Source organism: Paenibacillus sp. ICGEB2008, assembly GCF_000307675.1.
GTDB classification, from domain to species: Bacteria; Bacillota; Bacilli; order Paenibacillales; family Paenibacillaceae; genus Paenibacillus; species Paenibacillus polymyxa.
This window is the reverse complement of sequence record NZ_AMQU01000026.1, coordinates 35,242-58,718: the sequence shown is the minus strand read 5'-3', so window position 1 is coordinate 58,718 and position 23,477 is coordinate 35,242. Positions and strand designations below refer to the sequence as shown.

The window sequence follows — 23,477 nt, the reverse complement described above, 5'->3', positions numbered from 1 at the left end:
GAAAATACCGTACTCTTGAAAGCGTATACAGGAACGTTTGAAGGAGGTCGAACTAATGAAAGTTTCAAGTGTCCCCGCACCAAACATGAAGATGAAAATGAAAAAGAACAAAAGAACGACGGAAAGCCTTTTACGAATGCAGAAACACAAGCTGCTCTATCTGATGGTTTTACCCGGGTTGGTGTACTTCATTATTTTCAAGTACTTCCCTATGGGAGGATTGGTAATTGCATTTCAGGATTATCAAGCCTTTCAGGGAATTACAGGCAGTCCATGGGTAGGAATGAAGCATTTTATTCGTTTGTTTACAGAACCTACGTTTTTTATGTTGCTTCGCAATACGCTGGTTTTATTTGCACTGAATATTGTAATCTTTTTTCCATTGCCCATTATATTGGCGCTCATGCTGAACGAGGTTAGGAAGATGTTTTTCAAAAATATAATTCAAACCATCATCTACATTCCGCACTTTATGTCATGGGTTATCATCGTTTCGATTTCTTATGTATTCCTGACGGTGGACGGCGGTGTGCTAAATGAACTGATTGCCGCACTAGGCGGTGAGAAGATCAGCTTCTTAACATCACCGCAGTGGCTGCGAACGGTCTATATCGGGCAAGTGATTTGGAAGGAACTTGGCTGGTCTACCATCATTTATTTATCTGCAATTACAGTGGTGGATACACAATTGTATGAGGCAGCAGAAATGGACGGTGCTGGACGTTTGAGAAAGACATGGCACGTGACGTTGCCAGCGATCCGCCCGGTTATTATTACTTTGTTAATTTTGAAAATCGGTAGCACGCTGGATTTGGGCTTTGAACATATGTATCTGCTATTGAACTCATTAAACCGCGAGGTTGCCGAAATTTTTGACACCTATATTTATACTGCGGGCTTAAAGAATGGACAATTAAGTTTCAGTACGACGGTAGGACTTTTCAAAGGTGTAGTAGGCTTAATTCTGATTATGTTCTCCAATCGACTCGCTAAGAAATTTGGTGAAGACGGCGTTTACTAATGACGACGGGAAGGATGCAAAATGGTACGGTTTGTAGAAAACATGAACAAATGGTGCATGCGCCTGCTACGCCTGGTCTACCTTAACTTGCTGTGGACGATTGCGACAATCCTGGGCTTGGGTTTTATAGGTGTAGGGCCTGCAACCGTTGCTATGCTTAGTATTTTAAGGCAGTGGATTCGGGGCAATGAGGAAGTCGCCATTTTCTCGACGTTTGTACGTTACTTTAAAGAAAGCTTTAAGGAAGCAGCCATCATTGGCGGGCTATACAGCCTTGTGGGTTACGTGCTCTACGTGGATATCGTCAACAGCTCATCCTGGTATGTTCGTGTGGTGACACTGATGGGTGCCTTTTTGTATCTGATCTCTTTGGCATACATTTTTCCGTTACTGGCTCACTATGATTGGAAAGGCATCAAGCTGAAGATCAAGATGTCGATCGTCATTGGATTTTCGTATTTACAATATACACTTGTTCTTTTTGTAGCCATTGTCGTGCTTTATGCATTAATTCTAGCTTATACCCAGGAATTCTAACTTTTGCCGGAGCGAGCATCATCGGTTATCTCGTGATGTGGATGACGCACCAGGTATTCAGCAAAATAGAACGAGAGGTTCTGGTGAAAGAGGAAGATATGGCATGAATATACAAACGAAAAAGGAGCAAACACGATGAAAAAAAGAACCGCGATGAAAAAGGGAGTATCGGGTCTTCTTGCCGGACTTATGGTCATGAGTGTTTTTCTAACTGCTTGTGGTGACAAGGGGACTGAGGATCAAGCCAGCCAAACCTATGATCCCAAATCCAAACTGGAATTTACCTGGCTAAACGTATTGCATACAGCCTCTCCGCCTACAGAAACGATTAAAAGCAAAATCGAAGAATACACCAATTCCAAAATTACGTTCAACTGGGTGCCGGATGCTTCCAAGGAAGAGAGAATTACCACCGCACTGGCTTCTGGTGAATTGGCAGACATGGTGACTTTGACGATGATGACAAATTCATCAGTGCGTAGTTCATTAAAATCAGGACTATTCTGGAATGTAGGCAAATACTTGGATGATTATGAAAATTTGAAGAAGATCCCGCCTGAAGTGCGCGAAGCTGCTTCTATTGAAGGGGTACTGTATGGTGTTCCGTTCCAGAAAAATCTGGCTCGGGCGGGTCTGGTCATTCGTCAGGATTGGCTCGATCGCTTAGGACTGAAAGTGCCGACCACACTGGATGAGTTGTATGAAGTTGCGAGAGCGTTTACAGAAGATGATCCAGATGGCAATGGAAAAAATGATACGACTGGGTTTGTTGACAGATCGGATCTGCGTTACAGCAGCTTTAAAACATTAAGCTCCTACTTTGGGACACCTAATGGCTGGAAAGTAGATGAAAACGGCAAGTTTACGCCGGAATTTGATACTCCTCAATATTTGGAGACCTTAAAGTATTCTAATAAATTATACAAAAACGGATACCTCTCCAAAGACTTTGCCGTAACCGCTAAAACGGACCAGCAACAACAATTTGCACAAGGTAAAGCAGGGATTTATACAGGCATGATTGATATCTCTAACCTTAGAACCTTGTCTCAAGGCTTACAAAAAGGGCTGAAGCTGGTACCTGTTAACAAGATTTCGAATGGAGATGGCCAATATCACGTATGGTCTGAAGGAAGCGGGGTAGGAGGCTTGCTGGCATTTCCGAAATCTGAAGTAAAGACAGAAGCTGAGTTGAAGAGACTGCTGCAATTTGTAGATGATTTAATTGACAAAGATGTATATATGTACATGACCGGTGGTATTGAAGGTACTCATTATAAAATCGAAAAGGATGGTTCCTTTAAAATTACGAATACAGATTTGTGGCAAGCAGACGTTCAGCCATTTTCAAGCTCCAGACCAAGTGAAGTGACCTATAACTTAAAGGATGCCAATCCGGAAAAGGAAATGGCTAATGAATTAGTGCGAGAAAATAATAAATTTGCTGTTCTGGACCCGACAGTGCCACTGGATTCAGCCACCGCTAATGAACAAGGAACAGAGCTGGAGAAAATCATTACCGACGCCTCCTTCAAATTTATTATGGGTGAAATTGATGAAGCCGGATTTAAAGCAGCTGTAGAAAACTGGAAAAAGTCAGGCGGAGCACGAATTACCACTGAGTATGAAGAAGCGTATAAGAAAACGAAAAAATAAAGATATAGGCTGAACATTAGTGTACATGAATTGTCACTACGCAGGCGGATGGTGCTTAACATCGCTGACACTTGTCCAGCACCATTCCGCCTACTGCGTTTTATTCACTTAAAATAAAGACAGGAGAGAACGAAATGCAATTGTATAACATTGTAGATTATGGAGCAGTTCAGGATGGTACGACGATGGCGACAGAGGCGATTGCGGCTGCCATTGAAGCAGCAAGTAATGCTGGTGGAGGCACCGTTTTTGTTCCGTCTGGAACATACCTGACGGGTGCTATTATTCTGAAAAGTAACATTGAGCTGCATTTAAGCCCCGGCGCAATTCTTTCCTTCAGTACGGAACTGGCAGATTACCCTGTAGTAGAATCCAGATGGGAAGGCGTTCAGCGGGAAGTACATGCATCGTGCATTTATGGAGAGAACCTTGAGAATATTTCGATTACAGGCAGCGGAACACTGGACGGAAATGGTCAACCGTGGTGGGAAAAGCATCGGAATCACCCTGAAGAGTTGCAGTATCCAAGACCCAAATTAATCAGCTTTGACCGCTGTCAACGGGTCACCATTAAAGACCTCATGTTAAAAAATTCCCCCAGTTGGACTGTAAACCCCATTGCTTGCTATAACGTTACGATTGACAATTTGTCCATTCTTAACCCGGCCGACTCTCCCAATACGGATGGCATTAATCCCGAATCCTGTTCCAATGTTCGTATTAGCAACTGCAATATTGATGTAGGCGATGATTGTATTGCGATCAAAGCAGGAACCGAAGATACCCATGAGCGGATTCCTTGTGAAAATATTACGATTACCAACTGTACAATGGTGCATGGTCATGGTGCTGTCGTACTGGGAAGCGAAATGAGCGGAGATATTCGTAATGTTACGATCAGCAATTGCGTGTTCAAGCAAACGGATCGGGGCATACGTCTGAAATCAAGACGGGGACGCGGTGGAATCATCGAGGATATTCGTATCAGCAACATTGTGATGGAGGAGGTCATTTGTCCATTTATTCTAAACCTGTATTATTTCTGCGGACCTCGGGGCAAGGACAAATATGTGTGGGATAAAAATCCCTATCCAATTACTGATGAAACTCCGTGCTTTAGAAGAATCCATTTTTCCGATATCACGGCACGTCAGGTTCATGCGGCGGCTGGTTTCTTATACGGACTTGCAGAACAATATATTGCTGAAATTACATTTTCCAATATTGATATATCTATGGCTAAAAATGCGATTCCCGGTCGTCCGGCCATGATGACAGGGATTGAAGATAAGAATAACCGTGGTTTTTATCTAGGTAATGTGAGGGATATTCGTTTTCAACAGGTTACGATTGAAAATCATGAAGGTCCTGCCTTTTACATTGAAAATGGGGAAGATGTTGAAATCAATCGTTGTCATTCGAAGAATACAGCTCAGCCTGAAAAGCTGATAGAACAAGTAACGATACAACCTTCTGAACAAAATGTTATGAAATAGGAGGGGATGAAAGGAGCATAAAACGTGGATAAGTTGCAAGCATTGTTGGGAGACCTTCCGGCAGAGCGCCCTATAACGGCGACTCTACTGAATCAAGAAGAGCGGGAGGGTTATCGACTGGAGTGTCTCCTGCTGGACTTGAACGGGATCGAGTCTGTACCCGCTTATGTAGCTACACCCTTACAAGGGGGCGGTCCGTTCCCATTGGTCGTATTTAACCATTCGCATGGAGGCAACTATACGAATGGACGTAAGGAACTGCTTCATAGCAGTTCTTACCTACAGCAGCCCTCGTTTGCTACAGCTCTGACAGACATGGGGTATTGCGTGTGCTGTATCGACATGTGGGGCTTCAATGAGCGTGGAGGCAAAACCGAGAGCGAGCTGGTAAAAGAAATGCTCTGGCGGGGTCAGGTGCTGTGGGGCATGATGCTGTATGATAACCGTCGTTTGGTAGATTATATGTGTCAGCGTGAGGACATTGATGCTTCCCGTATCGCAACGATCGGTATGTCGATGGGTGGACTTATGGCATGGTGGATGGCTGCTTTAGATGAACGAATACAGGTCACGGTGGATATCTGCGGACAGGTAGATGCCCATACGCTGATCGCTAAAAGGGGATTGGATCATCATGGCTTCTATTCCTATGTCCCCGGCTTGTTGAAGCATTTCACCACGCTGGATATTCAAAAGCGGATCGCACCTCGTCCACGGATGAGTATAACAGGTCAAAATGATCGGATGTGTCCTATAGAAGGAGTCGAGCATTTGGCCAAGGGGTTGTTGGAAGCTTATCAGAAAGCAGGTCACCCTGAGCATTGGCAGCCTGTGATTGCGGGCGGTGGCCATATGGAGACATTGGAAATGCGAACGGCTTGGCAGTCATTTTTAGCTGAACACTTGTAAATCAAATGAAAGGATTGGGGTAACCATGCTAGTCGGAAAAGAATCCTTTTGTGATTTCCACACCATTCAGGAGGCGATTCATGTATTGGAGCAATCGCCTTCCAACAAAATGGAAACGTTAACTATTTTATCGGGTACCTATGAGGAAGAAGTGCGGATTTACCGTTCAAATCTACATATCATAGGCATCGGGCAGGTAGAGATTCGTATGGACCGGTATGCCAAGGAGCGGAATGAAGCAGGTGAGGAAATAGGAACCTTTGCGACACCGACTTTATTTATAGGCGGTAGCCATCTGATCTTGGAAAATCTCATCATTTCCAACACGGCCGGACAGGGAGAACACATTGGGCAGGCCGTTGCGGTATACGCTCATTGTGATCAAACCGTCTTTAGAAACTGCACCTTTAAAGGGTACCAGGACACGTTATTTACAGGCCCTCTGCCTCCTGCACCCAAAGAACGATTAAAGTTTGGTGGAATTCCTTTGAAAGAACAGCATGCACACTATCGCCAGCTTTATCAGCATTGTTACATCGAGGGTACGATAGATTTCATTTTTGGCGGGGCTACCGCTTACTTTGAAGATTGCGAGATTCGTAGTTTGCGTCATCATAAGAACCATACAAGCTACGTTACAGCCGCCTCTACACCGCAAGGACAAACGTACGGCTATGTATTCGATCATTGCTATTTAACCGCAGAGCCTGATATTACTCCTGTTTTTTTGGGCCGTCCATGGCGGGAATATGCCAAAACCGTATTTGTCGATTGTAAAATGGGCGACCATATCGACCCGCGCGGCTGGGACAATTGGGACAATGTCGCGAATGAGAAAACCGTCTGCTATCAGGAATATGGCGGATCTGATGAAATAGCTTTATTACGTAAGCAGCGTGTTCCGTGGGCGGATTGCTTTGAAGCGAGGACAAAAGCATGGAGCAAGGAGCAGGTTTTTGAGGGAGTCACATTTTGGAAAGTAAGGAGAAGTGATGTCTCATGTTGATCCAAAACCCTATATTAAAAGGCTTTAATCCCGATCCGTGTATTACGCGAGTCGAAGATACTTACTATATTGTAGTGTCATCATTTGAGTGGCTGCCTGGAGTACGGGTGTATCAGTCCAAAGATTTGGCTCATTGGGAGCACTGCACGGATATTTTGACTGACCAGGTTGATTTGAGAGGGAACCCGAAAAATTGCAGCATTTGGGCACCGCAATTAAGCTATGCGGATAACCTTTTTTATCTGCTCTATACGGATGTGAAAAGCACCAAGCGTCCGTTCAAGGACGTTCATAATTTTGTGATAACGGCACCCACGATCAACGGACCGTGGTCGGAACCCGTTTATCTGAATAGTAGTGGATTTGATCCATCTTTATTTCATGATGAGGATGGACGCAAATGGCTGCTGAACGCGTTGTGGGATTACCGCATGTTGGAAAGCAATAAGTCATCGGGTATTGTCATGCAGGAGTATGACAGCAGTCAACAGCGGCTTGTTGGTGAGCCTATTAAAATTTTTGATTGCACTCCATTGAAGAAGACAGAAGCGCCCCACATCTACAGGCAGAACGGTTATTATTATCTTGTTACAGCGGAAGGTGGAACGGGTACGGGTCATGCAGTTACCGTAGCACGCTCCAAGCAGATAACCGGCCCGTATGAAGTGGACCCGCATAACCCGATGCTTACGTCTCGTGATCTGCTGAATTTCCCTTTACAATGCGCAGGACATGGCAGTCTTGTGGAAACACCGGACGGAGAATGGTATATGGCTCATTTATGTACACGTCCAGTGGAGGGGAAATACGCCATTTTAGGGCGCGAGACAGCGTTACAGCAAGTATATTGGAATGATGAAGGCTGGCTGCGATTAACCGCCGGGGGCCATACACCCCAATTGGAGGTGCCTGCGCCTCAAGGGACAATCTTGGTTCAGCAAGAGCAGCAGAAGTATATTTTCGAAGACTTTTTCGAGGGCCCCACACTTGACAAAACGTGGAACACATTGCGTATCCTGTCGGACGATAGCTGGTGTTCATTAAGTCAACGCCCAGGCTATCTTCGAATCCATGCTGGAGAATCCATACAAAGTCTGTTCCAGCATCACGTGCTTGCCATTCGGCAAACGGATCATCATTTCCGAGTAGAAACAGCACTGGAGTATCAGCCAACCAGCTATTTGCAAATGGCGGGACTTTTGCTGTATCTCAATGAAGAAGACTATTTGTATGCGTATGTTAGCTATGAAGAGGGAGTGGGAAAAGTGCTGCGCATGATGCGCTGTGAAGCTAATTCATTTATGTTAGTTCCACAAGTGATTGTGCTTCAGAATGATCTTCCTGTACATTTGTCTGTAGAGGTCCATGCATCCCATGCACAATTTTATTATGGAGTTGGAGATGAACCTTCCTGGACGCGACTTTTTGAAATACAGGATATCAGCTTTTTGTCTGGAGGATTTACAGGGAATTTTGTAGGTATTGCAGCTCATGATATGCAACAATTCCAAGGAAGCCATGCTGATTTCTCCCACTTCTTATACCATGGTAAGGACCATCTCTCCTCATAAAAATATAATACTGACTATACTGCAAGCACCTTAATGGGTGCTTTTTTTCTTTCGCAGATTACCTTTTCACATTATAATCTCGCAAAATCTCCAAAAAAGCAGTGGTTGCTTTCGTCTCAAATATCGCAGAAGGGGTCAGAAAAGAAAATTTCCGAATGAACGGGAGATTGAGAATATCCAATACTTCTAATGTTCCCAAAGCAAGTTCCTTTTGAATTACCCATTGGGACAGCAAAGAAATCCCCAAGCCTGCTTCTACCGACTCTTTGATGATCTGTGTACTGCCAAAATTCATCATATGAGAAGGATAAAATCGAAGCTGTGCAAACATCTTTTCAGCCGCCTCTCGGGTTCCAGAGCCTTCTTCCCGCAGAATCCAGATGTCTTCATGCAGCTCATTTATATCCACTTGAGATTTACCGGCCAAACGATGATTTTGCGGAACGACAATAACCATTTCATCATCGGCGAAGGATTCAATGTGCAAATGGTCATGCTGAAATTCTCCTTCGATAATGCCCACATCCAGTTGATTATGGATCACGAGCTTTTCAATTTCCAATGTATTGCCGATGGTAATGGAGGGCTGAATGAGTGGGTACTGAATTCTCATCTGCGCAATTACATGTGGTAGTACATATTCACCATACGTGTAGCTTGCACCAATAGACAGGTTACCCTTTGCCGTATGCATTAGCTCATCCACCAAGTACTGCATACGTGTATGGAGTCGGATAATCTCCTGGGCATGATGATACACAATTTCACCTGCTTTAGTTAAGCGCACATATTTATTACTTCGCTCCAAGAGCCTGGTTCCTACACTGCGTTCCAGCGTTTGAATATATTGACTTACCGCAGGTTGGGTCATATGTAGTGCCTCAGCAGCTCGTGTGAAGTTTTGTTTCTCCGCAACCTTAACAAAAACGATTAAAGATTGATCCAAAGCTTATTCCTCCAATTTAATCATGCCTATTTACTTATTATCATTATTATAATGATTTATTTTTCTTATGACAAAATACATATTAAGCTGTATGCATGTAGAATTGGAGGGAATCAGCATGAAAAGTCATATTCAACACAGCAAACTTTTATTGAACAAAGGTCGATTGTTTCGGTTTTTATTCGGCATTGTGCTAACGATGATCTTCGCACTGGCGGGATACGTCCTGAATGAAGTACCAGGCTTTCATTATGTAGGTCCATTGGCATGTGCGATGTTTCTCGCTATACTATACCGACAGTTGTGGGGATATCCTGAAGCTGTACGCTCAGGAATTGAATTTTCAGCTAAGAAAATACTGCGCGGAGCTATTGTGTTGTATGGACTGAAGCTGAATATGGATGTTGTTATTCATCAGGGGCTGGGGTTGCTTTTACGTGATGTAGGCACTGTGGTGTTCGCCATTTTTTTTTACGGTTTGGCTGGCCAAACGATGTAAGGCAGATGCTTCGCTTTCTCTACTTCTAGGGATTGGAACAGGAGTTTGCGGTGCAGCAGCAATAGCAGCTGTATCTCCCTTGTTAAAGTCCGACGATGAGGATACAGCCATAGGAGTTGGACTCATTGCCTTGGTCGGAACGGTATTTGCTATTTTGTTTACAGTGCTTCGACCTTGGCTTCCTCTGACGGATATGCAATATGGAATCTGGTCGGGCATCAGCTTACATGAAATTGCACATGTGGCCTTAGCAGCAGCGCCTGCCGGACAGGATGCTCTTGCCATGGGTTTATTAGCCAAACTGGGGCGTGTCTTCTTACTCATACCGCTTAGCTTTATTTTAATGTATTGGATGAAACGAACCGGAAAGATTCGTACAGGTACTAAAGTGGAGTTCCCCTGGTTCCTCATTGGCTTTATTGCGGCAAGTATTTTGGGAAGTTATGTTTTTGGAAAATATATTTTAGTTCCACCTAATCTAATGAACGAACTTTCTCAGCTTACTACCTTTATGTTAACGATGGCTATGGTAGGCATGGGGCTGAATGTGAGCTTTAAGACTTTAAGAGAGAAAGCAATGCTGCCCTTACTTGTACTGTCTGTTACTTCGATCATTCTTGTAGGGCTAACGTTTGTAACTGTATAAATTGGAAGTATGTGCTTGTGATGAGATTGTAGCAAATGAGATTAGTAAAACTGGAAAGAGCTCTGCTTGCGTATAGCTGGCGGAGCTTTTTAGTGCTTTCGTATTACAAGGCTGAAATATATAATGAATGAATCGTAACTTTTTACATAGGAGTCGCGTCTATCAAAATGGAGGCTTCAGAGGTGCATAGAATGTAAAATTTACATAGTGAAAAATTAGAGATTGGTAGGGTACATATGAAGAAAATTAGTTTATTTGCTTTTTTGTTTCTGTTTCTATTAGCATTTCCAGGAGAAAGTCACGCTGCGTCTTCAAATTCACATATTCAGCTGGACGGTAAAGATATAAGTGTCAGCAAGGGTGCGCAGATTCAGGAAGTAAAGGGCAATGTGCTGGTTCCACTCCGTCTTATTGTAGAGGAATTGGGTTATCGTGTGAATTGGGAATCCAAGACAGGTACCATAACTATACATAAACAAAATCTCAACCTGAGCCTTCAGGTCAACAATCCCATTGCCTCAGTTAATAATCAACCGATGGGGTTGGCTGTAGCTCCTTTGCTGAACGGGGGAACGACTTATGTTCCACTTCGTTTTGTATCTGAACAGACAGGAGTTGAAGTGGCCTGGAACAACGAACTTAAAACTGTATTTTTGACGACTCCGTCTGCTTCAAGCGAAAACAGCGTGACCACCCGTGATCACTCTGCTACTCAAGCTGCAAGTGATGCTACAGAGAGTGAGCGTACAGCTATACACCAAATTAGCTTCAACAATCACGAATTGATGATAACGGTGGATGGAAAGGTAAGCCCCAAAGTAACCACATTGACTCAACCAGATCGTATTGTTATAGATATACCTGATTCGAAGTTTGGCGAGGAATTTCCAGCTTCGCAATCTATTAACAATGGTGGACAAGGAAGCTTTCTAGTCACAGAAGATCTAGATGCTTCCAAGGTAAGATACTCCATGTTTAGCACAAACCCAGCCTCGGCACGTATTGTGGTTGATCTTGATCACAGCACACCCTTTCATCTTATTAATGCAGATGATGGTAAAGTTGTCATAGCGTTGGATCAGGCTTCGGAGGAGTCAGCATCTACCGATACTGTTATATCTACTATACCTGTTGAGCCTACGATTTCTTCTGACGGACACGCGCAGGGGATTGACGTCTCGCACCATAATGGCAATATTGATTGGCAGCAGGTGGCGGCAGCAGGCAAGACATTTGCTTTTATTAAAGCTACAGAGGGCACCAAGTATCAAGATAATCAATTTTTAGCAAATGTTCAGGGGGCCAGAGATGCTAACATCCTGGTTGGCGCTTATCACTTTTTAAACGCAACTACCGTAGATGGAGCTCGCCAGGAAGCAGCTAATTTCGCCAGGGCTCTAGATTCAGCAGGAGGAAGGCTGGATCTGCCCCCTGTGATGGATTATGAAAATAATCCTAAAGGTCTTACTTCCGCACAGATCAGTGAAGTGGCTCATGCATTTTTGGATGAAATGGAGAAGCTTACCGGACGTGAGCCGATCGTATACACGGGAAATGTCTTTGCTTCCAAGTTTGATCCTACGTTTTCTATGTATAAATTGTGGGTAGCGCGATACAGCACTACGCAAAAGCCGACCGCAGTTCCAGCTTGGAATAGCTGGTGGGCTTGGCAATACAGTAGCACAGGCAGTGTTCCAGGTATTAGCGGCCAAGTCGATCTAGATGAGTACAATGGAACGATAGATGAACTTCGTGCTTCATTGGCAGGCTCGCTTGATTAGAAGGTTCATGTCATGATTAATCCTCGCGAATCCGGATAGGATCTGCGAGGATTTTTAATGTCTGATTTGTTTAGTTGGGCATGATCCATACGATTTCGCTGATTCGAACAAAGAATTTTTTTCCGTATACATCCAAGATGACATGGTCAGGCTTACTATCTACTACACATCCATCAATTCTGCCACGTGTTGTTTCAAGTACAACGTACTTGCCGATCATTGATTTTAATGTCTCTACGACATATGGATCTACGGGGTGTACCACGACATGGTGGGAGGTAGGATGGTGAGGAAAAGGTTGGTTAACGTTATAATTAAACATTTGATTTGAATTCAATTGCTTCACTCCTTCAGGATTAGTTGTGATATCCTATGCTCCTGCCTAGGAAAGGTGTAGGCTAATGCCCATCCGTGAAAATATTCATAACATTGCCAAAAAGCCCGGTCCATAGGAAAGCTCCATACATAAGCTATGTTGTACCTTGAATTAAAGGAGGCAATGATCCATGAGTGAATGTGAAAGAGGTTGCGGTGGCGGTTCGGTAGGGGGCTACCCAGGCGTTTGGACATCGACAGGAGCTATTCTGGTATTGTTCATTCTGCTCGTTATCATTACAAAGTCTTTCTGGATCTAAATTCAATTGAGTAGCTTAACCCCCCATTGGTATATTACCGGTGGGGGGTTAAGTGTTTTAGAGAATGGATTGTATGATAAAACACCCCAAATAACAGCGCACAAGCCCAACACAACTGTGCGGGGCTGGGGAGCTGTCAAATGGGGTGCTTTGGCATCAATAAGCCGAAACGGGAGATGGATGAGGATTAAATTAAAGCAATCGCTAATAGGGTAAATAGGCTCAAAGTTAAGATTTGATCAGCATACCCATAAGGATAAAAGGCAGACGTTTGTACACGTCCGTTCCGCTCGGTTTTTAAGTACACATTTTTACGATCCACATCCGTAATGGTTCCTTCGTACTGTTTTCCGTCAATGGTGAGAATACGCACCTTTTTATTCATACAGTTCAAACAGTTGTAGTAAGCGTCCATTCAATCACCCCCTCTTATACACATTGGCATTTTATGAGAGGGAAAGTCTTATGGTAACGGCGAACATACAGGGAAGGGGGATTCCGGCGTACTTCAGGTCTGACTAGGGTTAATCTTGCTCTTGATAGGGATTAAAGGAAAAGCCAGGGTATTCATGAGTATAGGTGTAACCTCTTTTGGGGGCGATTTGACGATGTGATGAAGTATCGTTTAGCCTTACATGAATCCCTGGTTTTCGAGGTGGCTGCTGCTTACAGTCATTGGGAGGACCGATGATGACAGGTTTTTTAATAGGGGCGAGCGCTTCCTGAACCTTTTTCTCATCCAGGCAGTAAGTATGAGCCATAATGTTACTCGGCGTTAGCCGCAAAACATCGGAGCCTAAAATGAATTCAGGGACTGGAGCGTTAAAAATCGCCAACAAGTGAGTGTTGTCCACCGTGGCGACTAGATAATGCCACCATCCCTGAGGGACGTTAGCCACCTGTCCAGGTGTAATCGGAAAATGTCGTAACTCGCGGGTAAAGGGATTAATCAGTGACACGGTCACTGCTCCAGAAATACAGTATATTAGTTCTGTGGCATTTTGATGGTAGTGAGGCTCTACAACATTAGCAGTGCTGAGACGGATATCCAGTAGCGATACATTTGCTAATGTATTCAGCTGCTGGATCGACAGCTCGTTGATTGAGTTCTGAGCATCTTTCTGAAACAAAATATTGTCGCTTAAATCATAGGTGAACTGTACAGTGGGAGAGGTGTAATCCATATATGAATTCACGTGTCCTTTCCTGCCTTTCTGCTACTCGAAATGAATGATCGTACGCTACCCTATGCATTCGCCTATATATATGTGCACAAAATGTGGTTTGAAAAAGCAAATGTCAGATTCAGGTCCTGGGTAGATTGAATCGAAAAATAGCGAAAAAAGTCACGTATTCAAGTGTAGTCGAAATGTGGTCTATTGCCCTCTCATACACGTCAGCCCCTTAGGAATGGTGTTTTATTAGCTTAGTTATTCTTAGGACCAGAGCCGGATGATACGTAAATGCGGCTTGTGGTATACTGCAACGGACGTGTGAATGCATCAATATCCGATTCCATATGTAGCCACGCGTCATTTCCGCAGCTAGTCATAAGTTATGGCAAAAGAAGCATCATCGGATAAACGTCCCTGAGTTGTACAGGCCGGAATGGTTGCACCGGACAGAACATGAAAGAGGAGGTTGTCTGGAATATGAAAAAATTATCTATTTTAATCCTGTCCTGCGCATGCATGTTAGGTACTGTATTATCAGTCGCACCAGGACAAGCACAGGCACAATCGTCAGCTTTAAAGAAAGGGATTCAAAGCGAACGGGTGCTGGAGCTTCAACAGCAGCTTCATTCACTCGGTTACTTCAAAGCTGGTTTTACGGGATACTATGGCTCTTTGACCAGCAAAGCGGTGGCTCGTTTTCAGAGGGATAACGGTCTGACGCCTGATGGTATAGCGGGAGTGGCAACACAGGCCAAGCTGGATTCGTTCGGAAAGGTCCGCGTAACCGCGTTGGATCAACTGGCACGGATCATTTATTCCGAGGCGCGTGGGGAATCGTTTGAAGGACAAGTAGCTGTTGGCGCTGTAGTATTAAACCGTGTGCAGTCCGGCGAGTTTCCAAGCTCGATTCCCGACGTTATTTTACAGCCGGGTCAATTCACCGCTGTACAGGATGGTCAATATCGCCTGAAGCCCAACAAGACTGCGTACCGAGCAGCCAGACAGGCACTTAATGGGGCTGATCCGACCAATGGGTCCTTGTTTTATTACAACCCAGCGATTGCCACAGCCAAATGGAGTAAAAGCCGTCCGGCTGTCATCTCACTTGGTCGTCATACATTTACGAATTAATTCCATATGAGCATTTGTAATTTTTTCAGCCGTCAGTAGCTTCTTCTAGAAGTGGTGACGGCTTTTTGTGTATTCACAAATTTGTAATATATTAGGGGTGATGTATCTCGTTTTATATTAAAAATTCTACCTATTATTCCGATACTCTTAATAGACAAAAAATGAAATCAAAGGAGTCTTTCTAAAATGAGTCAACATCCTTATACCATCGAAGTGGATCAAGTCATTAAAACGGTACATATGGCAGTGAATGGAGTTTTTAGCCAAGAGGAGTATGACAGCTTTGTAAAGGATTATATCGCCAAAACTTCATCTATTCAGGCATCGAACTTTACACTCAGGGTAGATTGCACCCAAATGGCACTTTTGGGACCGGGTGAAGTAGAGAAACTGAAGGGTTCTTTTGTACGTTATAAAGAAACTGGATTTGCCAAAATAATTTTTGTTATCAGCCTCCAGCAAACGATTATTAAAATGCAGCTTGGTCGCGTAGCACGTGAAGCAGGATTAAACAACGTAGATATTGTAGTACAATAATGCGCTGACGTATGAGTAAGGGGGAAACCTGATGAGCCATATCAGAATAAAAGCACTGGGAGTGTATCATCCGTCCCACTCGTTGAATAACGAATATTATATTCGCCATTTTGACGAGCGGGGAAAAGATATCCGACGCTTCATGGAGCATATGGGAAGAAAACATCGCTATATCATTGATGACCCCAACGAAAACGGTCTAACTATGGGGATAGCAGCTGCGCAAAAAGCATTGGAGCAAGCCGGTATGACAGGTCGTGATGTGGATATGATCGTGTTCTCCACTCAAGTTCCTGAGTCGCTGTTTCCGATGAATGCCTTGTTTGTTCACCAGGCGATTGGAGCGAGACATGATGTGGTAGTGATGGATTCCAATGCAAATTGTGCAGGGATGACTGTAGCCGTCGATCAAGCCAGTCGGTCGATGTTATCTAATCCCGATGTGCGGACAGCGCTTATTATCGGCTCAGATTATAATTCGCTCATTTCCGATCCTGCGGATGAGATTACTTATGCGAACTATGGGGATGCTGCGTGCGCAGTTATTTTGGAGCGTACTGAAGAGGAAACTGGATTCATAGATTCCCTGTATTTTACGGACCCCGTCAATATAGATAAAATTTTGTACCCGGCTCAGGGGTTAGCGGCGACACTCCAAAGGAACGCGCCCGGAAAATATATTCAATGGCTTCCGTTCGACGCCAATATGGCCCTGCCTCCAACATTTGAGCTGCTTGAACGCATTATAAAAAAGAATGGGCTGACGCCTCAGGATGTGCGGGCTTATTGTCTGTCGCAGTTTTCATTGGCCAATGTGTTGAAGATCCAGGATCATTTGGAGCTAGAGGATGATCAGATGATTTATGTGGGTGATCGTTATGGTTATACAGGTACCAGCAGCCCTTTCATTGCTCTATATGAAGGTATTGGATCAGGTCGTATCCGGCGTGGCGATCATGTGCTATTCTGGACGATCGGAGCTGGATATCAACTGGTTGCTATGTTGTTCAAATATTAGGAATACGAAGACCTTGCAGCTGCAAGGTCTTTTTGTATTTCCCACCATGATAATTGTAATGATTTGGTTGTGTTAGGGGGGATTATTTTGTAAAATTTAAACATTGAATTCATAAGGGAGAGCTCATATTGCGGACATTGGATAACATGACAATGATGACGGAAAACATCGTACACAATTCATAATAGGAGCTGAAGGGTTATTAAAATCGAAAATTTGTTTTACGGGGAACGAATAAAACTGGCCGCAGTCAGGGAAGAAGATGCTGAACTGATGTTCAAATGGGGTGAGGATGCGAAGTATTTGCGAAATGTAGATACGGATTTGGCACTCCCCTACACGTTGAAACAGATGGAATCGGAAGGATCTCCTAGCTCTAACGAGATCTATTTTCGGTTAAGAACATTGGCAGACGATGTCTTGATCGGATTTGTTGCTATTCATGGGATTGAGTGGAATAATCGCTGCGGGCAGCTGGCAGTAGGTATAGGTAATACAGACTACCGTGGCAAGGGGTTTGGAGCGGAAGCTATACGTCTCATTCTTCGTTATGCGTTTTATGAGCTGAATCTTAATCGGGTCGGCTTGGATGTGATTGAGTACAATACACAAGCGATCCGTACCTATGAAAAGGCAGGGTTCCAGCTGGAGGGTAGAGTTCGTTCCGCTGTTCTCCGTGATGGCAACAGCTATGATCGCATCATGATGGGCATCCTGTACTCTGAATGGATTTCGACTCTTCAAGAATAATAGATACACAATTTGTTCATAAAATATTCCATAATAAGCCTTTTAATAATGTTAAAAGAGGTTTATAGTTAAGGGGTCACATGCCCAAATCATTATTAATTTGAGTATGAGTCAAAGCTGAGGAGGAATTTACATGACAAATGTTGTAAGGTCCGTCACTTCACCCAAGAAATTTATTTCTGGACAAAATCTGCTCTCGTCGTTAAATGACTACATTAAGGATTATGGCGATAAAGCCTATGTTATTTGCGATGAGTTTATACTTGAAAGAGCCCAAAAGGAGGCAGGTGCTTCGATTGAAGCAGCTGGTAACCAAGTGGTCTTCGAGAAATTCCAATATGAATGTACAAAAGAAGAGATTGATCGTAACCGTGAATTAGTACGTAAACATGGTTCGAACATCATTATAGGGATTGGCGGGGGAAAAACGCTGGATACCGCCAAGGCAACAGCATATTATGAAAAGCTGCCTGTTGTTATTTTTCCAACGATTGCTTCTACAGATGCTCCTTGTACCGCGCTTGCGGTTATTTACAAGAAGGATGGCTCTTTTGACGAATATTTGTTCCTGCCTACGAATCCAGATGTAGTACTTGCGGATACAGGTATTTTGGCAGCGGCGCCTGCACGTTTCTTTGCAGCAGGAATCGGTGATGCACTGGCCACTTATTTTGAAGCTCGTGCCTGCTATCAGGCCAATGGGGACAATCTGGTGCTGAACAAGCCTTCCACTACAGGTCTGGGACTGGCTCGCCTTTGTTATGATACATTGCTGGAGAATGCTGTGAAGGCCAAGCGTGCAGTGGATCGTAAAGTGTATACTCGTGCGGTTGAGGATACGATTGAAGCAACTATTTATCTGAGTGGTGTCGGAGCAGAATCAGGTGGATTGGCAGCGGCACATGCTATTCATAATGGTATGACGGCTGTCCCTTCGCTCCACAAAGCACAGCATGGTGAGAAAGTTACTTTTGGCTTGTTAACTCAGCTGGTGCTGGAAAACGCGCCAAAAGAAGAGCTGGAGACTGTGATTAAGCTGGTTAAGGATGTAGGGCTTCCATTAACTCTTCGTGACCTGGGTGTAGAGGAATTTGTTGAGGCTGAATGGCGCCAGGTGGCTGAAGCTGCTTGTGCGGCAAATGATACGATGATCAACATGCCGTTCCCGGTTAGTCCTGATGATGTGTATAATGCAATCATCGCAGCCAATGCGATTGCAGAATCCTATCAATAATAGTTTCTTTCTAATTAGAAAAGTGAATTTTACAAAGACGGGTCTGTCATAACACTGACAGGCCCGTTTCGTTTATGTGCACTAACGAGTGAAACGAAAGAAGGGACCAGGGACTTATATCCTATCTTGTTCTGACCGATATAGATATAACAGGGAAATTAGGTTGGTCACACAGCAGGAGGAGATTTGATGTTGGTACATGGTAAAACACGTAGGGGCAACTTGTACATCCATATGTCCAGCGGTTTTCACAAGATTGGGGATTTTCGGGAAGAATATTCCGTAGCACCAGGTGATCGGCTGATGTCTAGATTAACCAAGCGGATCTACACCATTGTATCCGTACATCTTGGTGAAGAGGCGTATGCCGATCTTGATCTTGAAGAGGTAATCAGAAATAGTTAGAGAGTTTCTTTTGACTGGGTATGAAAAAAGCTTGTATTTCGCTCTAGGAGCAAAGTACAAGCTTTTTTCTTTCAGCGGAGGGACTCATGAAGAAGATCTCGAGTGATAATATTATTTTGGTTCATAAAATGTCTGATGGCTGCCTGCGAATTGGTTCCCGACAGTTCCTTTCCCCATGTCATGGCATAGGCCCAGGCTGGCTGATTCTGTAGCACCTTCGCACTTGGCAGAATATCGCTTTCTCCGATTCCCATAGGCTTGCCTTGTGCAAGCTTTAGCAATTCAGTGTAGTAGGAGGATTTGTAATCATTATTATAGATATCGGCTGCAAGCACATCTACCCGGTTAATGCCTGGAAAGGACAGATTATAGGGCGTGCTGTATGCGTTCGGGGCATTGGGACTCCAGACCCACAATAGGTTATCTAAATGATGGACATGTACGAACCGATCATACATTAGATCCCACAGCTTAGCGTAATTTTGTTTGTTCCCCCACCAAAACCAGTTGCCGTTCATTTCATGATAGGGTCTCCATAAAACTGGCACATCCGCATCCCGTAAGGTCTTAAGGGACAGAGCCGCCTCGTCCAAATCAGCGATGAGCTGTTTATATTGCGGGGTACCCGGCGTGATATAACGATTAAATTCAGCTTGAGTAATTTTTGCTTGTACGTTTTTCCACGTTTTTGGCTTGCCCGGTAACGCCTGATGAAAGGTGATAGCTACGATTCCGCCGTCCTGGCTCCATTGAATAGCGCTATTCACAACACGCTGACGTTGCTCCCGTAAAGCAGTACGGGACTGATTAGCCAACCCACCAAACTCATAGCCGTGAAGTCCTGCGTATTGTCCGCTGATTTGTTGCAGCTTGTTATTTTGTTCATCCGGTGCCTCTAAATAATCATGCTGTCCAGAAATTAGCATACCATCCGGTACATTAGTTAAATAGGCAAGTAATTGCCTGGCTTTGGCAGAGGCATGAGCATTAATTGGCGGGGCGGCATCGGCAACAATGAACGATTGTTGAGAGCCGCTAAAGAGTAAAACAAGCATTAGCAGTAGCACCCTCTGTAACCAAAAGCGTGTTGAGTGAGATTTCATGGCGCTCCTCCTTTGATGCTGGTAATGGGATTAGTGTTTTTCTTTGTGTTTTCTAAGTTGTATGTAGGCGCTAATCATGATCATTATCAGACTAATCATAGTCCACCCATTGAGTTCCTGCGATTGTATCCAATTGTCCCACACAAGGAAGCCTGATATAAAAACAAGCAAACCCACTATAAGGTACATTTTGGTTTGTGCTGGACGCTTGGTACGTTTAGAAACCCAATGTATGATGCCCAAAATGATGGCTGCCTGAAATAAAAATATACCCATTATCATTAAACTAGCTATAAAAATAGGGGACATCCGTATCCTCCTCCTAGGTCTACAAACAGAATATGCAGGTTGTAACCGCAGATGTGGATTCTTAGATGCAAGTTTTAGGACAGGGTGAGTAACTGTTGTGCTCTGGTTATGATCTTGAACAAGTTGACTAAATTATACCATAACTACCGTCCTGCAATGAAAGGCGTCTAAATACCCACTCTACCTTGATTCGCCATCATACTTTATATTCAGTGAAATATCGACATATGGTTTGTACACTACGTACATATGAAGCTCCGTTTGGAAATGGTGGTAAAGTATAAGCATAAATGCAACGCGAAATCGACGGAAAAGTTTGGTATGATTAAAGTGGATTGCAAAGGAGGTTTTCATATGAATGAAGAAAACAGACCATTTTCTAGTCCAGCAGATGCTGAGGGAACCAAAGCAAACTTTGATGCCAATCAGCGGAAGCTTCACTCCGAGGGAGCTTCAAGCCTTTGGCGTCAGGTCAGTAATCTGCTTATTCTGGTTGGCGTAATTGCATTGATTATTATTATAGGCCGATTACTTTAATGAGATGACTGAAAAGTCAAAAAGATTAGGGATGTGAAATGGAGTGTTAAAGGCAGCTTTACTTTTTATTTTGGCTGGCATCGCCGAAATCGGAGGTGGATATTTGATCTGGCAGTGGCTGCGAGAAGGCAAGACATGGTATGTCGGACTTTGCGGCGGAGTGATTTTAGCTGTCTATGGAGTCATTGCCACCTTCCAGGTTTTCTCCTCCTTTGGGCGTGTATATGCAGCATACGGAGGTGTCTTTATTGTTCTTTCCATTGCATGGGGCTGGTGGATTGATAAAAAGACACCTGACTTGTACGATTTCATTGGTGGATTGATTTGTTTGGTAGGTATAGCTGTAATTCTGTTGCCGCGCTCAGGGTGATAGGACAAAAACCCCTTTTTTATTTTTAAAAACATGACTATAGGTCTACAAAAATAAGCTTCATATTCCGAAATAGAACTTAAGGAGGGGGTTCTATGAACTGGAATCAAATGAAGCTTAGATTGAAATTTGGCAGTGCTATGCCGAAGAGTGAAGGTAATTTCTCTTTTGGTCTCTTGTGTGGACTCTTGATCAGCATTGTGCTGTGGATCTCAATTATTGGTTGGATCATGCTTATCTTCAAGTGATGCTTAACAAAAACCTGTGACTTATAATTCATGCTTTATTTTGTAAAATCATTACGTAGTTTGTCTATTCCACGGCCTACGGCTTCATCAATCATATCGGTAGCTGCAGGTAAATCGGCACCAGGGTCAGGAATCCGATCAAATCCTGGTTCACGCTTATCCAGAGATTGTTTATATTCGATTTGATCGTCAGTAAGACTCTTTTTTTTTGAATTATGTTTTTTCATAGCACATTACACGCTCCTTCTTAGGCATGGTCAGTTCTACACTTTACATAAACGCTTATGCTCCATATTAAACGCTTATAAAATAAACCGGGAAGGATAAATCCCGCCCGGTACTTTCCAAACAACTAGCGATGCTCAATCAAATCAATCGCTCCCAGAACAACATGAGCCAGTCCGAAACCGAGAATGCCTGTAGCTGCAAGTTTGTACTTACTGCTCAGCAACACAGCGCCTGAAGCCGATACTACCGTCCCAAGAACAGCTGGAATCATACCTTCACGCATTCGTAACACCCCTTCTGGTGGTTTGGAAAGACGTTTATTAGTGTAGTTCAAATGTGCACAAGTTATACAAAAAGAGAAATTTTATTATTTTTAAAAAAAAACACTTTACAATTTGATAAAAATATCGTATTATAAGTTGGTGCCCAGATGAACGACATTTACATAACGAGAACACTTCTTAGTAAGTAAGCTTCTCAGATACTTGTAAGACAAGAACAAGTAAGTGTAAAATAGCGTTCCTAAATGCTTGCCGGGGTGGCGGAATTGGCAGACGCACAGGACTTAAAATCCTGCGGTAGGTGACTACCGTACCGGTTCGATCCCGGTCCTCGGCATATCAACGTTTTATCCCGATCACATTAGCGTTAAATGGACGAAAATAACGCGAGTTCCTGTGTACCTGCGGACTACTCCGTTATAACTACACAGGACCAAGGAAACGCCTCACCGTTAACATGCGGAGGAGGCGTTTTTGTTTTGGCAAGATTACGAAGTATAAAACCTACGGCGGGCAACCGAACGGACTGGCGTCAGCTTCTCACGGAGTTCCTGTCGTACAAGAAGCTGGAGGACGGAGTCGGTCAGTATACGTTGGACGACTACGATCGAACCGTTAATCTGCTATTCAAGCGGTTTCCTAACGCGTGGGACTCGGAGCAAGCTTTGAGGGACGCAGTAATGGAGCATTTAGCGCAAGACATCGCACCACCAACGTTTAACAATCGACTCGTTTACTTGCGTACGTTCTTTAACTACTGCATAAGTGAGGCGAATTATCCACGAACCCACTCGCAACTATGAAGAAACGGGAGACAGAAGACCGGGCGGTCTCTATCGAGGTAGACGTACTTAATGCGTTGTTGGCCGCGCCTAACCAAAACACATTTGTCGGTTTACGCGACTATACGCTCATCCTTTTAACGCTTGATACAGGCATCCGCCCGTCGGAGGGTACGAAGCTAATACCGCAGGATTTTAACGCATCTTTGCGGGAGATTTACGTACCGGCGAAGGTGGCGAAAGGTCGTGTGGCACGGACGCTTTCTATATCGGAGACTACAACGAAGGCGCACTGATATCGGTACGCGCACCTGAATGTGGCGATGACGTTCCGATATTTTGTTCGTACGAAGGGCGGCCGCTTAATCGCCATACGTGGGGCGACCGGATAGAAATATACTGCAAAAAGATCGGAACACATATCCGACCGTATGATTTGCGGCATGTGTTTGCGTTAGAGTTCCTACGTAATGGTGCGAACGCCTTCGCTACTCAGCGGACTCTTGGCCACGCTACTATGGAAATGACACAGCGTTACGTGGCGATTGTAAACAGCGATTTAAAGCGGAGCACGAGAAGGCCAGTCCGGTCGATCGGCTAGTTAAGAGTACGTAGGCAAAACGTAATACGAAAATATAAAACGTATGTGCGTAACGCTCATCTCTT

General features: G+C 44.0%; 28 protein-coding genes, 1 tRNA gene and 1 pseudogene. 23 read left to right on the top strand and 7 right to left on the bottom strand.

Features of this window, described 5'->3' with window-relative positions; translation table 11 throughout:
• The first annotated feature begins 55 nt into the window (after nt 1-55).
• From C400_RS0121075 to C400_RS0121045, 7 genes are all read left to right on the top strand, one after another.
• Nucleotides 56-1,021 (top strand): ABC transporter permease, encoded by a 966-nt coding sequence (locus tag C400_RS0121075; protein WP_016821517.1) that lies wholly within the window; start codon nt 56-58, stop codon nt 1,019-1,021.
• Nucleotides 1,022-1,063: 42 nt separating this feature from the next.
• Complete coding sequence (locus C400_RS0121070; RefSeq protein WP_232795405.1) at nt 1,064-1,558, top strand: YesL family protein; 495 nt, start codon at nt 1,064-1,066, stop codon at nt 1,556-1,558.
• A 135-nt stretch (nt 1,559-1,693) separates the two neighbouring features.
• Complete coding sequence (locus C400_RS0121065) at nt 1,694-3,214, top strand: extracellular solute-binding protein (RefSeq protein ID WP_017428114.1); 1,521 nt, start codon at nt 1,694-1,696, stop codon at nt 3,212-3,214.
• A gap of 134 nt (nt 3,215-3,348) precedes the next feature.
• Nucleotides 3,349-4,710 carry a glycoside hydrolase family 28 protein gene (locus tag C400_RS0121060; RefSeq protein WP_017428113.1) on the top strand — a complete coding sequence of 454 codons (1,362 nt, stop codon included), beginning with the start codon at nt 3,349-3,351 and terminating at the stop codon, nt 4,708-4,710.
• Between the two features lie 24 nt (nt 4,711-4,734).
• The gene (locus tag C400_RS0121055) at nt 4,735-5,619 is read left to right on the top strand and encodes a dienelactone hydrolase family protein (RefSeq protein WP_017428112.1); all 885 of its coding nucleotides are present in this window, start codon (nt 4,735-4,737) and stop codon (nt 5,617-5,619) included.
• A gap of 25 nt (nt 5,620-5,644) precedes the next feature.
• On the top strand, nt 5,645-6,625 hold the full coding sequence (locus C400_RS0121050) for a pectinesterase family protein (RefSeq protein ID WP_017428111.1): 981 nt from the start codon (nt 5,645-5,647) through the stop codon (nt 6,623-6,625).
• Nucleotides 6,619-8,196, top strand: a complete 1,578-nt coding sequence (locus C400_RS0121045; protein WP_017428110.1) for a glycoside hydrolase family 43 protein — start codon at nt 6,619-6,621, stop codon at nt 8,194-8,196. The genes C400_RS0121050 and C400_RS0121045 overlap by 7 nt, the downstream gene beginning before the upstream one ends.
• Nucleotides 8,197-8,254: 58 nt before the next feature.
• On the opposite strand, the gene C400_RS0121040 is transcribed toward C400_RS0121045, so the two are convergent.
• Nucleotides 8,255-9,142, bottom strand: coding sequence for a LysR family transcriptional regulator (locus C400_RS0121040; RefSeq protein WP_017428109.1), 888 nt, complete (start codon nt 9,140-9,142; stop codon nt 8,255-8,257).
• A gap of 118 nt (nt 9,143-9,260) precedes the next feature.
• Here C400_RS0121040 and C400_RS0121035 point away from each other — a divergent pair.
• A pseudogene (locus C400_RS0121035) lies at nt 9,261-10,287 on the top strand (YeiH family protein).
• A gap of 236 nt (nt 10,288-10,523) precedes the next feature.
• Nucleotides 10,524-12,068, top strand: a complete 1,545-nt coding sequence (locus tag C400_RS0121030) for a GH25 family lysozyme (RefSeq protein WP_017428108.1) — start codon at nt 10,524-10,526, stop codon at nt 12,066-12,068.
• A 70-nt stretch (nt 12,069-12,138) separates the two neighbouring features.
• On the opposite strand, the gene C400_RS0121025 is transcribed toward C400_RS0121030, so the two are convergent.
• Nucleotides 12,139-12,405, bottom strand: coding sequence for a DUF2642 domain-containing protein (locus tag C400_RS0121025; RefSeq protein WP_016821507.1), 267 nt, complete (start codon nt 12,403-12,405; stop codon nt 12,139-12,141).
• 169 nt (nt 12,406-12,574) lie between these two features.
• Between C400_RS0121025 and C400_RS28490 the strand changes: the two genes are divergently transcribed.
• Nucleotides 12,575-12,703, top strand: coding sequence for a hypothetical protein (locus tag C400_RS28490; RefSeq protein WP_016821506.1), 129 nt, complete (start codon nt 12,575-12,577; stop codon nt 12,701-12,703).
• 187 nt (nt 12,704-12,890) lie between these two features.
• Here C400_RS28490 and C400_RS0121015 read toward each other — a convergent pair whose 3' ends face one another.
• Together C400_RS0121015 and C400_RS0121010 are read right to left on the bottom strand one after the other, a co-directional pair.
• Complete coding sequence (locus C400_RS0121015) at nt 12,891-13,118, bottom strand: hypothetical protein (RefSeq protein WP_017428107.1); 228 nt, start codon at nt 13,116-13,118, stop codon at nt 12,891-12,893.
• A gap of 109 nt (nt 13,119-13,227) precedes the next feature.
• Nucleotides 13,228-13,899: a cupin domain-containing protein gene (locus C400_RS0121010; RefSeq protein WP_017428106.1), complete on the bottom strand. Its 672-nt coding sequence runs from the start codon at nt 13,897-13,899 to the stop codon at nt 13,228-13,230.
• Between the two features lie 456 nt (nt 13,900-14,355).
• Between C400_RS0121010 and C400_RS0121005 the strand changes: the two genes are divergently transcribed.
• From C400_RS0121005 to C400_RS0120980, 6 genes are all read left to right on the top strand, one after another.
• Nucleotides 14,356-15,009 (top strand): cell wall hydrolase, encoded by a 654-nt coding sequence (locus tag C400_RS0121005; protein WP_017428105.1) that lies wholly within the window; start codon nt 14,356-14,358, stop codon nt 15,007-15,009.
• Between the two features lie 186 nt (nt 15,010-15,195).
• Nucleotides 15,196-15,546: a hypothetical protein gene (locus C400_RS0121000; RefSeq protein WP_017428104.1), complete on the top strand. Its 351-nt coding sequence runs from the start codon at nt 15,196-15,198 to the stop codon at nt 15,544-15,546.
• Nucleotides 15,547-15,577: 31 nt separating this feature from the next.
• A complete protein-coding gene (locus C400_RS0120995) occupies nt 15,578-16,564 on the top strand; it encodes a ketoacyl-ACP synthase III (protein ID WP_017428103.1) in 987 nt (328 codons plus the stop codon).
• 216 nt (nt 16,565-16,780) lie between these two features.
• Nucleotides 16,781-17,314 carry a GNAT family N-acetyltransferase gene (locus C400_RS0120990; protein WP_016821500.1) on the top strand — a complete coding sequence of 178 codons (534 nt, stop codon included), beginning with the start codon at nt 16,781-16,783 and terminating at the stop codon, nt 17,312-17,314.
• A 133-nt stretch (nt 17,315-17,447) separates the two neighbouring features.
• Nucleotides 17,448-18,548, top strand: a complete 1,101-nt coding sequence (locus C400_RS0120985; RefSeq protein WP_016821499.1) for a glycerol dehydrogenase — start codon at nt 17,448-17,450, stop codon at nt 18,546-18,548.
• A 189-nt stretch (nt 18,549-18,737) separates the two neighbouring features.
• A complete protein-coding gene (locus tag C400_RS0120980; RefSeq protein ID WP_013371960.1) occupies nt 18,738-18,953 on the top strand; it encodes a hypothetical protein in 216 nt (71 codons plus the stop codon).
• A 71-nt stretch (nt 18,954-19,024) separates the two neighbouring features.
• On the opposite strand, the gene C400_RS0120975 is transcribed toward C400_RS0120980, so the two are convergent.
• On the bottom strand, nt 19,025-20,056 hold the full coding sequence (locus C400_RS0120975) for a glycosyl hydrolase (protein ID WP_017428102.1): 1,032 nt from the start codon (nt 20,054-20,056) through the stop codon (nt 19,025-19,027).
• A gap of 663 nt (nt 20,057-20,719) precedes the next feature.
• Between C400_RS0120975 and C400_RS0120965 the strand changes: the two genes are divergently transcribed.
• The 3 genes from C400_RS0120965 to C400_RS28145 all read left to right on the top strand — a co-directional run bounded on the left by C400_RS0120965 (nt 20,720) and on the right by C400_RS28145 (nt 21,520).
• On the top strand, nt 20,720-20,902 hold the full coding sequence (locus tag C400_RS0120965) for a hypothetical protein (protein ID WP_016821496.1): 183 nt from the start codon (nt 20,720-20,722) through the stop codon (nt 20,900-20,902).
• A 43-nt stretch (nt 20,903-20,945) separates the two neighbouring features.
• Nucleotides 20,946-21,272, top strand: a complete 327-nt coding sequence (locus C400_RS0120960) for a YnfA family protein (RefSeq protein ID WP_013371956.1) — start codon at nt 20,946-20,948, stop codon at nt 21,270-21,272.
• A gap of 95 nt (nt 21,273-21,367) precedes the next feature.
• Nucleotides 21,368-21,520 carry a hypothetical protein gene (locus tag C400_RS28145; RefSeq protein ID WP_016821495.1) on the top strand — a complete coding sequence of 51 codons (153 nt, stop codon included), beginning with the start codon at nt 21,368-21,370 and terminating at the stop codon, nt 21,518-21,520.
• A gap of 35 nt (nt 21,521-21,555) precedes the next feature.
• On the opposite strand, the gene C400_RS0120950 is transcribed toward C400_RS28145, so the two are convergent.
• Nucleotides 21,556-21,747, bottom strand: coding sequence for a hypothetical protein (locus tag C400_RS0120950; protein ID WP_016821494.1), 192 nt, complete (start codon nt 21,745-21,747; stop codon nt 21,556-21,558).
• A 125-nt stretch (nt 21,748-21,872) separates the two neighbouring features.
• The gene (locus C400_RS0120945; protein WP_013311032.1) at nt 21,873-22,031 is read right to left on the bottom strand and encodes a hypothetical protein; all 159 of its coding nucleotides are present in this window, start codon (nt 22,029-22,031) and stop codon (nt 21,873-21,875) included.
• Between the two features lie 249 nt (nt 22,032-22,280).
• On the opposite strand from C400_RS0120945, the gene C400_RS0120940 reads away from it, so the two are divergent.
• The 4 genes from C400_RS0120940 to C400_RS28595 all read left to right on the top strand — a co-directional run bounded on the left by C400_RS0120940 (nt 22,281) and on the right by C400_RS28595 (nt 23,412).
• A tRNA-Leu gene (locus C400_RS0120940) sits at nt 22,281-22,366 on the top strand.
• Between the two features lie 142 nt (nt 22,367-22,508).
• Nucleotides 22,509-22,832, top strand: coding sequence for a site-specific integrase (locus tag C400_RS28140; protein ID WP_026065487.1), 324 nt, complete (start codon nt 22,509-22,511; stop codon nt 22,830-22,832).
• The gene (locus tag C400_RS28485) at nt 22,829-23,107 is read left to right on the top strand and encodes a tyrosine-type recombinase/integrase (protein WP_026065486.1); all 279 of its coding nucleotides are present in this window, start codon (nt 22,829-22,831) and stop codon (nt 23,105-23,107) included. The genes C400_RS28140 and C400_RS28485 overlap by 4 nt, the downstream gene beginning before the upstream one ends.
• Nucleotides 23,014-23,412, top strand: coding sequence for a tyrosine-type recombinase/integrase (locus C400_RS28595; protein WP_316562497.1), 399 nt, complete (start codon nt 23,014-23,016; stop codon nt 23,410-23,412). The genes C400_RS28485 and C400_RS28595 overlap by 94 nt, the downstream gene beginning before the upstream one ends.
• The last annotated feature ends 65 nt before the right edge of the window (nt 23,413-23,477 follow it).